We start from the raw sequence: 13180 nt of genomic DNA on the forward strand, positions 1-13180 counted from the left end.
GAGGCGTCTCGCCGGATACGGCTCCTGACAGAAGGCTGTCAGGAGAAAACGGTGGTCGCGTGCCTATCCGGAAGGATCAGGCGCCGCGTGCGTTGTCCGCTGCCACGCGGGTCGGCGACCCATTCAAGCGCGGCACCACGACGAGGCGTTTGATTTTACCCTTCTTGTAGGCGGCGAGGAAGCGCGCATAGTCCTTGAAGGCGACACAGCCGCTCGACTGGGCGTAGCGGCCCCGAAGCAGATAGGTATGGGCCAGAAACCCGTCGCGATTGTATTTGTTGCGGCCATCGACCGGTGTCAGGCGCAAGGCCTCCACGCCATGAAAGCGCGACTCGCGCAGCGACAGATTGTAGGTGTTGGGCGGTGTCGGTCCGCGGTTCTTCTGGTCGGCATAACGCGGCTGATCCACCATGGCGCCGACGCCCGAATGCGCCTCGAGCCTCGAGCCGTCAGGCATGTAGACGGTACCGGCGCTGATGTCGTAGACGGCGACGCCGTTGCCGGCTCCGCTCCGGGACCCCGGCGAGTTGAACAGGTTCTTGAATGCCTTGCCGAGGCCACCCGAAGGCATGTCGGGCTTGGCATAGGCCAGCACGTCGCCGCCATCGGCCGGCCGGCCTTGCCGCGCCGGCTTTGCCGACTGGGCCTGCTGGACGGTCTCACGCGCCGACTTCGGCTGTTGGACGGGCTTGGGCTGCTGGACGGGCTTGGGCTGCTGCTGCACGATTTTGGGTTGCGGCGCGTCGAATTGCGGACGCCTGGTCGGCAACGGCACGTCGTCGGTCAGCGCATCCGGCAGCGAGGCGACATCGCCGGGCTGATCCTGCTGGGTTTCGACCGGCGAAACCGCGACATCAGCCGACGATTCCTCGATCGGCAGCGGTGAGGCAAACGCCTCGTCGTCGACTGGCAGCGACTGCACGAGGGCAAGCGCCAGCTGCGAATTGTCTGGCGTATCGGACTGGGCAAAGCCCATCGGTTGCGGCGCGGTCTGCACGACCACCGAGCCGGTATCCAGCCGAGCGAAGCGCTCGGCCGCCGGAGCCGGCATGTCGTCCGACAGGCTGGCCATAACCTGAACGGACGGCACCAGCGACGCCTCGGCAATCCGCGGTGCGACGGTGGAAATGACAGGGTGCGTGGATGCGTTTGCCGCGATGACAGGTTTTTCCGCGCCGGCAAAGGCAGCGGCCAGCTTCATCGGCGAAAGCGACGCTTCGATGCGTTCGAAGCGCTCCTGCGACTTCGACTTTACGGCGGCAGGCACCAGCCTTGTCTGCGCCACGAGGCGTGCGGATTTTTCCGCCGGCGGGCTCACTCGGGCAAGCTTGAAGCAGCTGGCGCCACACTGCACCGCATGGTCGTGCAGCGCCTGTGCGCCGCCATGGGCATTGGCCACCACGAAGGGGGCTCTCAGAAAATGCTGTTTGAGCGGATCGGCAAGGGCGAACGAGCCCGGCATCGACAGCGTCTGGGGCAGGCAGCCCGAAGTCGCCGACAGCGAGGCGCCGACTGAGCTGAGGCCGGCCATGGTGCCGATCAGCCAAAGGCCGATGGCGGTGCCGACGCAGGGCACAGCGACCCAGCGGACGATCCGGCCAGCATTCGAAGAAGAAGAGCGTGGCGCGTCGATGAACTCACCGCCCTCACGCTGTCCCCGGATTTTTTTGTGTGTACTCAACAACGCCATGCAACCAATCTCGCTTCAATCGGTTTCCCCGTACGTGGCCTTGAGAGCCGCGACGACCATTCTGTGAGTGATCCCAGGTGGTCCCCGACGCGTTTGCCGCGTCTGTAGTTGGTTGCCGATTGCTTCAAAATATGGACAAAGTTGGTTAATCAATCCCTCTCAAAACCAACCACGAGATGTGGATTTGGGCCAAATCAGGCTTCGTCCACGGCCAGGAAAGTGGTGTTGTCGCCCTTCCGACCTGGTTTTGCTGCCTGTTTTTGGAGGCCGAGTCAAGCAAAACGGCCGTTGCTAATTTTTACGCAGCGCTTTCCAGTGACAAATGCAGCGAAGCGATTGCCAGCAGGAATTGTGTAAAAAGGCGACTGTCACCGGGTGAAACTGTTGCCCTGCCTGCCACGATTCCCGCGGGACGGCCGCCTCAAAGCAACCCGCACTCAGTTGAACCAAAGCGCAAACGTCAGAAACCCACCACCGCCGAACTGGCGCTGGATCTGGTCGAAATCGTCACTGGTCAGGATCGTGCCGCTTTCGAGATAAGGCGCGATGGCCGGGCCGGTGATCGACAGCACCAGGTCGAAGTTTTTCGGGTCGTCGAAGAAGCGCTTCATGTTGATGCCCAGGCCGGTGCTGGCGGTGACGCGGAAATGTGGTAGCAGCTTGCGGCCTTCCAAAAGATCCTCAGCCATGGTCAAGGTGGCGAGCCAGGCCTGGACCTGCTCCTCGCCGACTTCGAGGCCGGTGAGCGGGTTTTCGCCCTTCTGTTGCGGTCCCGGCAGCCATTCGCGGTCATTGTCGGTTTCGGCGCGGATCGCCTTCCAGTCCTCGCGCGACAGCCGGATCATCTCCAGCAGATGGCGGCGTGCCGCTTGCCGGCGCTCCGGCTCGGCCACCGGCCAGTTGACGAGATGCACCATCGAGATGAAATCGGCGATGCGCCACTCCGAGGAGAAGATGCTGCTGCCCATGTCGCCGGCCGGCGGCACGAGAATGTCCTGCAACGGCAGTTTGGCGCGCGGGAACAGCATGTGAAACGAGCCGTCGAAGGTGCTCCTGAAATCATGCGCCAGCCAGAAATCGGCCTGCGCCATCAGAAATTCGGCATAGCCCTGCAGCCAGTACCCGTCGGCGCGGTCGAAGCGGAATGCCAGTGTGGGAACGGCGGCGTCCGATGTGATGCCGCCGCGCGACAGCGAGGCTATGATGGCCGCCATGCTCTCATCCGGCGCGATGGTGCCGTCCTCGTTGAGATCGATACCGGTATGGGTGAGGTCGATGACCATGCCGATATCGGCGTTTGCCGGCACTGACGCAAACGTGGCGGCGGATTTTTCGAGCCGGTCGCGGAAGCTGACCAGGATGGCGCGGAACTGCTCATAGGTCAGCGGCTCGGGGTTGGGATTGTCCGGCACCGGCAGTCGCATCAGCGGCAGCATAAAGGATTGCGGGCTTTCGAAACCATGACGGTGCAGGCCGGTGGCCAGGATTTCCAGTGCGGTGAAGAACTCGCCCGCCCCGGCCGCATAGGCGGACGCCGGGTCTTTTGGCGCGGCGACCTCCAGCGTCGACAGGGCAGTGTCGCGCGCGGCCACGGTCTTCGCCTCGAACAGTGCGGTTGCCGCTTCCGGCATTGCCGCCGACGCGGAAGACAGCGGCAGGAGCAGAATGAAAGCGGATGTCAGCAGGCCTGCCAGTCGTGTCATCTTTCCCCCCAATGTTTGTTGGCAGCGCAAATATACACGATTTGCAGCGCCGCGCTTCAACCCGCCCGGCGGACAGTCTACACAGGGCAAACAATTGGGCATCGCGTGTCGAATTATCCGCTTTCCTACAAGCTGTCCTGGCTGCCGCGTTTCGTGAAGCCGTCGCTCGTCGGCGACGCACGAGACTTTGCGCCGATGGCGGGAACGCTGATGAATCCGCCGCCAAAGCAGACGGTGCGGCTTGCCTTCGTCGGCGACATCTCGGCGGTGGCCAACCGCAGCGCGCCGCACTGCGATCCGGCGATCAAGGCGCTGCTCGGCACCACCGATCTGGTGATCGGCAATTGCGAAAGCCCTGTTGTGGACAGACCAAGCGCGGTGCTGGGTACGAGGCTCGGCACGCACCATGTGATGAGCGAGCGGTTTCTGGCCGAGGCGCTGACGGCAGTCGGCATTGCGCACGAAAAGCTCGTGCTCTCGTTGGCCAACAACCATGTGCTCGACCAGGGCGTCGCCGGTTTCGACGAGACGGTGGCGGCATTGCAGCGGCTCGGTATCCGCACGGTCGGCCTGACCGCCAATGGACCGGTGGTGCCTGTCCGGGTAGGACCGCTTGATATCGGCTTGACCGCCTTCACGCTGTGGCGCAACGCCGATGAAAGCGCGTTCACAGGGCGCGTATCAATGGACAGCGACCTGGGGCGCTGGCCGCGCGATGGTGTCGATCTTCTTTGCGCCGTGCCGCATTGGGACTGGGAGTTCCGGCATTTTCCGCGCGCTGAAACACGAGCACTGGCCAGGCGACTGGCCGGGCAGGGCATCGGGCTGATCGCCGGCCATCACGCCCATGTCGTGCAGCCGGTGGAGCGGATCGACGGGACGATCGTCGCCTATGGGCTCGGCGATTTCCTCGGCACCGCGCTTACCCGACAGCCATGGCCGGGTCGTATCGGGTTTATCCTCATTGTCGATGTCAGTGCCGACGCCGGCACGCGCGGGACGATCGCGTCTTACCGGTTGCATCCCTTCATACGCCTGCGCGCCGGCGACCATGAGCGGCTGGTGTTGGTGGAGGCTTTGGAGGGCCGAATGCGTGACAAGGTCGCGGGGCGACTGAAAGCGATCTTTCCTTCTCCACCAACCGATGAAGGCGTCCCCGCTTAAACGTCTGGCGACCCCTGCAAAACCGACTATCATGCGACGGCAGAGGCAGGCTTGCGGGGGTGGAGGTGGAAACAGCGGATTTCATGCCTGGTGAAACGGTCATCGCCGGCATCCGGAAAGACATCGAGACCTATGAAGCGGCGAGGGCTTCGGCGGTCCGGCAGGTGCGTTGGCGGGTGCCGGTGTTCGTCGGGCTGGTGCTGGTGACCGTGGTGCTGGTCGCCTCGCTGTTCAACAAGGTCGCCGACCCCAACGAACAATGGTTTTCGACGCCGCATGTGTTCCTCTACGTCATCGGCTTCGTGGCTTCGATCCTGCTCTATTTCCAGGCCAGGAAACCGGCGACGCGGCTGCAGCAATCGTTCCGCGAAACACTACTGCCGATCATCTTCGGCTTCATTAGGGATATGCGTTACCAGCATGGGGTGACGCCGAATTCCTTCGACCGGTTGCCGCGCACGGCGGTTGGTCCGTTCAACCGGCAGGCGTTCGACGACATCGTCGCGGGCCGCTACGAAGGGTTTCCGTTCGAACTCTACGAGGCGGAACTGCGCGAGGGGTCGGGCAAGGGCTCGTCAACGGCCTTCAAGGGCGTCATCGTCGCCTTCGAGACCATCGCGCCGTTCCCCGGCATATTGGTGGCGACGCGGCGGACCAACGCGGTGATCAGCTTCTTTCGCGGCATCTTCGCCAGCAAGCTGCAAGAGTTGTCCAGTGGGGACGCCGCGCTCGATGCCGCCTACGAGTTCCGCACCGACAATGCCGGGGCGGCACAGCCCCTGGTGAGCGGCCGGCTGGCGCAGGCGCTGAAATGGCTTGGCGAAACCTGGCCGGACGATCCGGCCCGCGTCGCGCTCAACGGCAGCGATGGTTTCCTGCTGTTGCCGCAGACGAAGAATTTCTTCGAGCTGCCGGATATTTCCGTGCCGCTCGACTACGCCACGCATGTCGCGCCGATGATATCAGACATGGGTGCGATGCTGGCAACGGCGGCGCTGGTTCGCAAGATCGGCGCGAAGGACGAGGAGGGTTAATCGGACCGCGCCGTCAGCAGTCGAAGCCGTATTTGTCGCGCATATAGTCGGCCTCCTCTTTCGACATTTTGTTGAACATGACGCAGACGGTGAAGCTGCCGACCTGACGCCCGCCGCGTGTGTATCCCCAGTCGGAAATATCGTCCCTGGTGAATTCTATGTTCTGGCCGAGGACGACATTGTGCACTTCCTCCGGCTGGTTTGCCAGTATGCCGACAAATCCGGTTTCGGTGCGGCGGAACGGTATGACCCAGAAGTGTTCGGTGACGTTACCGTCCCGCACCTTGACCTTCAACTTGAACCTCTCTGTGTCGGCGGGAGGCGCCTCGGACAGTGCCAGGAAGTCATCCAGGCTGGCGAGCGCCTGCGCGGTCGCCGCCGCCATCTCTGGATCGCCGGGAGTAAAGATAATTGTCTTGTCGTCGTCCGGATCCGTGGCTTGTGCGCCGGCCGATCCCGGAGCAAGCGCGAGCATCAGGGACATCGCGGTCCGGACTGCAAGTTTCATGGAAGGCCCCCCTTCATCCTTAACGGCACAGCATCCTGTATCCGTGACCGATTTGCAACCGCAGCGCGTATTTCATTCATTTCGGAATGGTTAGTTGAGCTGATCCACGAAACAAAATGTGTATCGGCGACCGGTCGGCAGTCTGTTTCGTGATGCCGCTCGAGACGGATTGCGGCGGCTGCGTGGTGATCGAAAGCCGCCCGTCACAATCGGCCAAGTGACTCTTTTCGCGGACAGAAGCGCGCTCGCTGGGGAGCCGAAGCGGCCTGAAATGATGTCGGCAGCAAGCAATGTGTCGGAATTAAGCCTATGATATTGTTTGCTAAAATCACTCAACGTGATTTGCGGAGGGAGCGCTTTCCGTTCCAGTTTCAGGCCGTCCGGTGCTGTCGTTTCCAAGGCGGCGGTCCGGAAAAGAGAAACAGCACGGAGTGCTTACCAATGAAGAAGACCCTCGCAACCACCGCCGCTCTGCTCGCCTTCCTCGGCACGGCCTATGCCGCGACCGTTCAGGGCACCATCCAGGCCGTCGACCCGACGACCAAGTCGATCACCCTCGACGACGGCAAAATCTACCAGTTGTCGCCGGAAGCGACGGTCGGGAAACTGAAGGTTGGCGCCAAGGTGGCGGTGACTGTCGATGACAAGACCGGCATCGTGACGTCGATCAAGAAGGCTTCGTAAGACGTGAGCGGAGTGCGTCAGCACGCCTGCTGACCGAATTTTTCAGACCCTGTTCCACACCTGGCCGGTCCCTCCGGGGATCGGCCACTTTCGTATTCTCCGCCCCTCGGCGCCAGGCGGAACGCTGTCCCGACAGCGCCGCTATGGTCTTTGCCAAAGAGCCGCGCTATCCCTTGGCCAACGGGGGATATTCATGGCTGATGGACAAAAAGGATTTCGCCTGTCGCGGCGACTGCTGCTGGGTGCGGCTGTCGTCGGCGGTGCGGTGCTGTGGGGCGGCAACACCGTGGCGCGGCTGGCGCGCGGGCCTTCGGGGCCGAAGAACGCCGGACGGATTGCCGATATTGACGGCATCGCGTTGCCGCTGAAGCCGCTGGACAATGCGCCGGCTTTTGACGCGTCTCTGCCCTGGTCGGCAAAAGGCGGCGACATCAACGATGCCAGCGGCCTGTCGATGACGCCGGTCTATGGCGTGGTCGAGGTCAGCGAGGAAGAGCACATCGCCAAGGCGTTGGCCTTCGCGCGCGCCAATGGCTTGAAAGTCTCGCTGGCCGCCATCCGTCATTCGATGGGCGGGCATGCCTTCGACGACAACGCGCTGGTGCTCGACTTCAGAAAGTTCAACAAGGTGACGGTCGACGCCGCGGCGAAGACCATGACGCTGCAGCCGGGTGCGCGCTGGCACGACATCCAGAACCTTCTGCATCCGCACTTTGCGGTGAAGGCGATGCAGTCTACCGACATCTTCTCGGTCGGCGGCTCGCTGTCGGTCAATGCGCACGGCATGGACCATCAGGCGGGTTCGGTGGCGGGCTCGATCCGCTCGATGCGGGTGATGCTGGCCGACGGTTCGGTGGCGACCTGCTCGCCGAGCGAGAACACCGATCTTTTCCGCCATGTCGTCGGCGGCTACGGCCTGTTCGGCGTGGTGCTGGAGGCGACGCTCGATATCGTCGACAACGCCGTCTACCGCACCTCGCGCGAAATCATTAAATCGGACGATTTTCCGAAATTCTTCGCCGAGGTGCTAGAGCCGAACAAGGATATCGGCCTGTTCTACGGCCATCTGTCGACGGCGCCCGGCAATTTCCTCGAGGACATGATCGTCTACCGCTATGACAAGGTGGCCGACCAGCCGCCAGCCGACCAGCCAGCGATTGGCGAACCGGGATCGGTGGGGCTGAAGCGTGTGATCATCAATTTGGCGAAATGGGGCAGCCTGTTCCAGGAGCTGAAATGGTTCACCGAAAAGACGCTGGAGCCGAAATTCGAAAACTGCACGGTGGCGCGCAGCTCAGCCATGGCCGAGGGCGAGGCCTGCCTCGTCACCCGCAACAACCCGATGCACGATTCGGTGCCCTATCTCTTCAACGATCAGTTGGATGAGACCGACATCCTGCACGAATATTTTATTCCACGTGCCGCCTATGTCGAATTCATTACGGAAGCACGCGAGATTCTGCGCAACCAGACGCTGCCGGTTCTCAACGCTTCTGTGCGCATCGTCCACAGGGAGGATGTTGCGCTGACCTACGCGCCAGAGCCGGCCTATTCGCTGGTGCTCTACATCAATCAGCCGACCGATGCCGACGGCAATGCCAGGATGCGGACGCTGACACGGGCGCTGATCGATGTGACGATCAAGCATGGCGGCCGGTTCTTCCTGCCCTATCAGCTGCATTATACGGCCAAGGAGTTGCTGGCCTCCTATCCCGAGCTGGCGGCTTTTCTGGCGGCAAAGCGGCAATATGACCCGACGGAACTGTTTTCCTCGACCTTCTACCGTGCCATCAAGACGCTGAGCGGGGTGGCGTAGACGTTAGGAGACTTCATGCGCAAGGTATCAGCCGCGGCACTCACCCTCATCGCGCTGTGCGCTGGACCGGCCGGAGCCGAGGATCTCAAGGCCTTCAAGCTGACCATCGACGGTGTGACGGTCGATATCGATCCCGGCGAGAGCGCAAACGTGACGCTGCCCGGCGGCAAACGGAGCAAGGTGACGCTCGAGCGCAACGACTTCGCCACCTTTTCCGGCAACGATTTCTCCTTCGTCCACCCCAGCAGCATTTCGGTGACCAAGACCGATCTCGGCGATGATATCACGCAGTATCTGATGGCTTCGGCGCTCGGCACGATCGTCGTCGTGCAAGAATATGGCAAGATGAATCCGGTGTCGCTCAACCAGCTGATGCTGCAGGAGATGACCAAGGAACCGGTGCAGGCGGGCGCCACGCTGACGCAGGAGCCGACGACGCGCAAGCTCGCCGACGGCAAGGAATTGACCGGCATCCGCGCTGAGGTAAAGACACGCACCGACACTGCCGATTTCGAGATCGTCGGCTTCGGTGTCGCCGATCGGGGGCTGCTGTTCATCACCCGCGTTGCCGGCGAGGACGCGGCGACCGAAAAACCGCTTATCGACAAGTTCTGGCAGAGCCTGAAGGTCAAGATGTAACGGGCGACTACAGCCCCTTCGGCACCAGTCCAGCCAGCCAGTTCACAGAGCGTTTCGCGGCGTCGGCGGTTGCCGAGGCGGCGCGGCCGAGATCGGTCTTGACCACGGCGTAGCCGTTCTTGGTGCGATAGAGCACGCCGGTTCCGCCATCGACCACCTGTTCATAGGCGACAGGCCGGGCGGCATCCGCTTCCATGGCCGTCGTCGGCGAACCGACCGAAACGCTCGGCCGGTGGCTCAATTCAGGCGGCAATGGGCTTTCGGTTCTGACGACCCGGCTGGCGGGCTTCAATTCCGGGCGCGATGCGGTCGCGGCCAGCTGCGAGGAGGACGACGAACCCTTTGTGCGGCAAATGCCGGAGACGAGCGGATAGTTGAAATTGCGTTCGTGCATCATCTGGCTCTTCATCGCCGCTTCGCACTCGGCGACCGTCGACCATTTGGCTGGCGTCTCACCGATATATTCGCACAGCTTGGCGTCGCAGTCGCAGCCGACGATGGTCATGGCGACAAGGGCGGTCTTGATCACGGTCTTGTCCCTTCGAGATGCAACCCAGCCACTCCATCGCGCGCGAACAAGGCGGGATTTGGCCGCGATTGTGAAATGAGCGTGGCGGATCGTTCGAGGAGGCCGATCTTTGCGGGGCGTGGCCGAAAGGCCTCAGTAATCGTAGACGTGTTCGAGCCTGGCGCCTGACTTGATCAGCGCCGGCAGGACGAGATGCAGCTTGCGCACGGCGACGGTCATACCTGTGCGGCGCGTTGCCGGATCGGCTGGCAGCGGATAGCTGAACAGGATGCGCATGCCTTCAGGGATGGCGATCGTGTCGGTGGAAAGCACGGTGACCATGATCTTGTCATTGCCGCCGATCTCGACGAAGGAGACGCCCTTGTCGATCAGGCGCGGGATCATTTCGGTGAAGACCTGATAGCGCTTGGTGACGAAGATGGTGCCGTCAGCGCCCAGATCGCGTTCGAGCAAGGTGTCAGGCTCGTTGCGGGTGGCTTCGCCGACCGGCCCCTTGGCCCAGACATGAATGTCGAGGAAGGCGGGGTTCATCGTGGCGGTGAGCGCCTGCTTGATCAGGTCGGCATAGCCCTGCTTGATGGTGTCGGCGAGGCCGAAGGCCAACTTGCGTTCGCTGGTGCGGATGGAGCTGTCGCCCGGCGCCGGCTGCACGGCAAACAGGCCGGCGCGCTTCTCAGCATAGGGGAACTGATACCACGGCACCTGATCGAGGAATTTGGCATAATCCGCCGCCACCTTGGCCTGATAGATGTCGGCGGCGGTGCGCTTGCCCGATGTCGCCTCGGTGATGCGGCCGACCGTGTTCTCATACGCCCACTGCAGGATATGCTCGATCGAGTGGCTGGTGCCGATGATGACCAGCATCTGGTGGTTGGCGTAGTTGAACTTGTAGGCAGAGCCGGCGCGGATCACCATGGCGTAGTCCTGCCAGAAGCGGCCGACATAGGACCAGTAGGGGAAGCCGCTCGGCTGGTCCTTGTCGACGAAGCCGGCATATTCGCGCGCGGCGTAGACGATCGCCCATTCCGGATAGGTCAGGAAGGTTGATTCCTCCGGCCGCTGGTAGCCCGGAATCTCGGCGCGGACCTTGTCGGCCAGCGCCTTGGGCGGCGCGCCGTCGGCAATACCGGGCAACGGCGCCTTGTCGAGCGCCGGCGTCGTCAGGAAGCCGTAGCTCAGCCCGGCGATCGGGATGAGGATGACGAGGACGATCAGCCAGAGGATCGTCTTGACGATGCGCTTCAGCCAGCGAAAAAGGAACATGGCCGATCAGGCCGTGGCGAAGTGTTCGTGTATGCGCTTGGCCAGCCAGAAGCCGACATAGACGGCGAAGCCGCCAATGACGATGTGCGGCAGGTTGGCGAAGAAGCGGGCGGGGAATTCGATGTCGTTGAGAGAGCGGAAGCCGTTGATGAAGATGCCGGCGTCGAGGCAGCCGGAACCGGTGATCAGCCCGAGCACGCCGTCGAACAGGTAGACCGAACCGAACAGCTTGAAATAGAACACCGCCTGGCGGTGCGAGATGAAGGCGGCGGCCAGCGCCCAGACGCCGGAGAAGGCGTGCAGAAGGTCGTCATACCATTGCAGCGAGAACAAGCCGAACAGATTGCCGTCGGCATCGTTGAACGCCGGTATGTAGCCGATGGCGACGACGCCGAAGAACAGGAAAGCATAGGCAATGGCAAGCTTCTGGATCAACGTCATTGAACTTATCCCCCTCGAAGAGCCCGCCTGAAAACAGACTCTGACCAGGCGATACTAACCGATTTTAGCGCGCGGTGAAGCGGCGCTCGCAAGATCGTCGGCAAAGGAGATCAGGGAGGCCAAAAGACAGTCGGCGCCGGGATTTCTCCCAGCGCCTCCCTGTCAGATCAGGACACGGTCGCGGCAGCAACTTCCGTAAAGTCGTCGCGCCTTGCCGGCCTTGATTTTGACGGTCCTGCCAGTCCGCAACCCGAAAGCAGCGTCCGTTCGGGACCACGCCGGTCTCCACCCTTGCGAGCTTTGCCCTGCGTACCATCGAAGGTTTTTGCCGTCCTTCATGGCAGCATCGGTCCGCCGTCGGCGTTGGCACGCTTTCCGCGGCCCCGTAGGTCTCGGCTCCGTCCCTCGAAACAGGCAAGCCTGCTCTCGCTTCGGGCCGTACGGGCCTCAGGAAATCCGCCTTTCACTTCGCCTTTCGGCTGGGCAATCGGTAGCCGCCTGAGATGGGTTTAACGTACGCCGGGTAAGGGTCCTGGGGAATGGCCGTGGGCCTGTGGATAACGGGATTATCGGGGATCAACCAGGGATAGTTGGATTTTCCTTGCCCGCCATGATGAGCGGCATCGGCGGACATTCGGCCTTGCCCTGCAGGCGGGTGCGGGCTTCAATGCCGGCAAAGGATTCGAGGTGCCGAGTGCTTCGATATCCTTGCGGGAGGGTTTGCGTGAAAGTCGGGGTGGTTCTCAATCCGATTGCCGGCGGCGGCTGGCTGAAACGGCATTGGCCTGAAGTCGCCGCGTCGCTGAAAAAGCACTTCGGCGAATTCGAGCTGCGCGAGACGCAGGCCGAAGGTGATGCCGAAAGACTGGCAATCGATCTCGCGATGAGCGGCTTCGATCTGGTGATCGCGGCAGGTGGCGACGGCACCGCCAGCGAAGTGGCCGACGGGCTGCTGCAGGCAGCCCAGGAGAGCGGCCGGACCACCGAACTTGGTCTCTTGCCGTGTGGCACCGGCATCGATTTCGCGCGTGGGCTCGGACTGCCGAAAGAGGTCGATGCGGTACTGAAGCGGATCGCCGAAGCCAAGGCCCGCAAGGTCGATGCCGGACGCATCGGCTACATCGACGATCATGGCGCGCTGGCCAGCCGGCACTTCATCAACATCGCCAGCCTTGGCCTGTCCGGCGCCACCGACCGCGCGGTCAATGCCGACAAGCGCAAGGGCAGGATGTCGGCCAAGGCGCTGTTCCTATGGCGCACCGTGGTCGAGTTCATCCGCTACCGCTTCCAGGACGTCAGCATCACGGTCGATGACGGCGCCCCCGTCGAGGCGCGCATGGCGCTGGTGGCGGTGGCCAACGGAAAGTTCTTCGGCGGCGGCATGATGATCGCGCCGGATGCCGAACTGACCGACGGGCAGTTCGACATCGTCATCCTGCGCGCCGCCGGCAAGCTCAAGCTGATCTGGGATATCCGGCTGCTCTATGGCGGCCGTCACCGCAACCATCCTGCGATCACCATCCTGCGCGGCAGGAAAGTGATGGTGGAACCGCTGGGCGACGTCGAGAAGAACCGCGCCCTGGTCGACATAGACGGCGAGTCGCCGGGGCGCATACCAGCGACCTTCGAGATTCTACCAGGCGCATTGACGCTCAGATACTGAATCAAGCCGTTGACAGATTGATTCAGGTGGATTCGCTGATCCATCC

General features: G+C 62.6%; 12 protein-coding genes. 6 read left to right on the plus strand and 6 right to left on the minus strand.

All coding sequences use genetic code 11. The features are described 5' to 3' along the window. Positions 1-76: 76 nt before the first annotated feature. Entirely contained in the window at positions 77-1690 is a 1614-nt protein-coding gene (locus ACSQ3L_RS11840; RefSeq protein WP_436160104.1) for a tlde1 domain-containing protein, read from the minus strand. 437 nt (positions 1691-2127) lie between these two features. After that, positions 2128-3393 carry a hypothetical protein gene (locus ACSQ3L_RS11845; protein WP_436160105.1) on the minus strand — a complete coding sequence of 422 codons (1266 nt, stop codon included), beginning with the start codon at positions 3391-3393 and terminating at the stop codon, positions 2128-2130. A 105-nt stretch (positions 3394-3498) separates the two neighbouring features. On the opposite strand from ACSQ3L_RS11845, the gene ACSQ3L_RS11850 reads away from it, so the two are divergent. Further along, a complete protein-coding gene (locus tag ACSQ3L_RS11850; RefSeq protein ID WP_436160106.1) occupies positions 3499-4557 on the plus strand; it encodes a CapA family protein in 1059 nt (352 codons plus the stop codon). 83 nt (positions 4558-4640) lie between these two features. Further along, positions 4641-5591 (plus strand): hypothetical protein, encoded by a 951-nt coding sequence (locus ACSQ3L_RS11855; RefSeq protein ID WP_436160107.1) that lies wholly within the window; start codon positions 4641-4643, stop codon positions 5589-5591. 13 nt (positions 5592-5604) lie between these two features. Here ACSQ3L_RS11855 and ACSQ3L_RS11860 read toward each other — a convergent pair whose 3' ends face one another. Beyond that, positions 5605-6099, minus strand: coding sequence for a YegJ family protein (locus tag ACSQ3L_RS11860; protein ID WP_436160108.1), 495 nt, complete (start codon positions 6097-6099; stop codon positions 5605-5607). 441 nt (positions 6100-6540) lie between these two features. Here ACSQ3L_RS11860 and ACSQ3L_RS11865 point away from each other — a divergent pair, with 441 nt between their 5' ends. The 3 genes from ACSQ3L_RS11865 (at position 6541) to ACSQ3L_RS11875 (ending at position 9238) form a co-directional block, all read left to right on the plus strand. Then, positions 6541-6783 (plus strand): DUF1344 domain-containing protein, encoded by a 243-nt coding sequence (locus tag ACSQ3L_RS11865; RefSeq protein ID WP_127260910.1) that lies wholly within the window; start codon positions 6541-6543, stop codon positions 6781-6783. 193 nt (positions 6784-6976) lie between these two features. Beyond that, positions 6977-8599 (plus strand): FAD-binding protein, encoded by a 1623-nt coding sequence (locus ACSQ3L_RS11870; RefSeq protein ID WP_436160109.1) that lies wholly within the window; start codon positions 6977-6979, stop codon positions 8597-8599. Between the two features lie 15 nt (positions 8600-8614). Next, the gene (locus ACSQ3L_RS11875; protein ID WP_436160110.1) at positions 8615-9238 is read left to right on the plus strand and encodes a hypothetical protein; all 624 of its coding nucleotides are present in this window, start codon (positions 8615-8617) and stop codon (positions 9236-9238) included. A 7-nt stretch (positions 9239-9245) separates the two neighbouring features. Here the strand turns inward: ACSQ3L_RS11875 and ACSQ3L_RS11880 are convergent, their stop codons facing one another. The 3 genes from ACSQ3L_RS11880 to ACSQ3L_RS11890 form a co-directional block, all read right to left on the minus strand. After that, the gene (locus tag ACSQ3L_RS11880) at positions 9246-9767 is read right to left on the minus strand and encodes a hypothetical protein (RefSeq protein WP_436160111.1); all 522 of its coding nucleotides are present in this window, start codon (positions 9765-9767) and stop codon (positions 9246-9248) included. Between the two features lie 132 nt (positions 9768-9899). After that, complete coding sequence (locus ACSQ3L_RS11885) at positions 9900-11030, minus strand: hypothetical protein (RefSeq protein ID WP_436160112.1); 1131 nt, start codon at positions 11028-11030, stop codon at positions 9900-9902. A gap of 6 nt (positions 11031-11036) precedes the next feature. After that, on the minus strand, positions 11037-11471 hold the full coding sequence (locus ACSQ3L_RS11890; protein WP_436160113.1) for a DUF4383 domain-containing protein: 435 nt from the start codon (positions 11469-11471) through the stop codon (positions 11037-11039). A gap of 724 nt (positions 11472-12195) precedes the next feature. On the opposite strand from ACSQ3L_RS11890, the gene ACSQ3L_RS11895 reads away from it, so the two are divergent. Then, complete coding sequence (locus tag ACSQ3L_RS11895) at positions 12196-13134, plus strand: diacylglycerol/lipid kinase family protein (RefSeq protein WP_436160114.1); 939 nt, start codon at positions 12196-12198, stop codon at positions 13132-13134. Positions 13135-13180: the final 46 nt, after the last annotated feature.

It is taken from the genome of Mesorhizobium sp. LjRoot246, assembly GCF_964254115.1.
Taxonomy (GTDB): Bacteria; Pseudomonadota; Alphaproteobacteria; order Rhizobiales; family Rhizobiaceae; genus Mesorhizobium.

What these genes read in the sequence shown, in the direction of transcription:
- ACSQ3L_RS11840 (WP_436160104.1), bottom strand. Translation starts at nt 1,690, where the DNA reads ATGGCGTTGTTGAGTACACACAAAAAAATCCGGGGACAGCGTGAGGGC.
- ACSQ3L_RS11845 (WP_436160105.1), bottom strand. Translation starts at nt 3,393, where the DNA reads ATGACACGACTGGCAGGCCTGCTGACATCCGCTTTCATTCTGCTCCTG.
- ACSQ3L_RS11855 (WP_436160107.1), top strand. Translation starts at nt 4,641, where the DNA reads ATGCCTGGTGAAACGGTCATCGCCGGCATCCGGAAAGACATCGAGACC.
- ACSQ3L_RS11860 (WP_436160108.1), bottom strand. Translation starts at nt 6,099, where the DNA reads ATGAAACTTGCAGTCCGGACCGCGATGTCCCTGATGCTCGCGCTTGCT.
- ACSQ3L_RS11865 (WP_127260910.1), top strand. Translation starts at nt 6,541, where the DNA reads ATGAAGAAGACCCTCGCAACCACCGCCGCTCTGCTCGCCTTCCTCGGC.
- ACSQ3L_RS11870 (WP_436160109.1), top strand. Translation starts at nt 6,977, where the DNA reads ATGGCTGATGGACAAAAAGGATTTCGCCTGTCGCGGCGACTGCTGCTG.
- ACSQ3L_RS11875 (WP_436160110.1), top strand. Translation starts at nt 8,615, where the DNA reads ATGCGCAAGGTATCAGCCGCGGCACTCACCCTCATCGCGCTGTGCGCT.
- ACSQ3L_RS11885 (WP_436160112.1), bottom strand. Translation starts at nt 11,030, where the DNA reads ATGTTCCTTTTTCGCTGGCTGAAGCGCATCGTCAAGACGATCCTCTGG.
- ACSQ3L_RS11890 (WP_436160113.1), bottom strand. Translation starts at nt 11,471, where the DNA reads ATGACGTTGATCCAGAAGCTTGCCATTGCCTATGCTTTCCTGTTCTTC.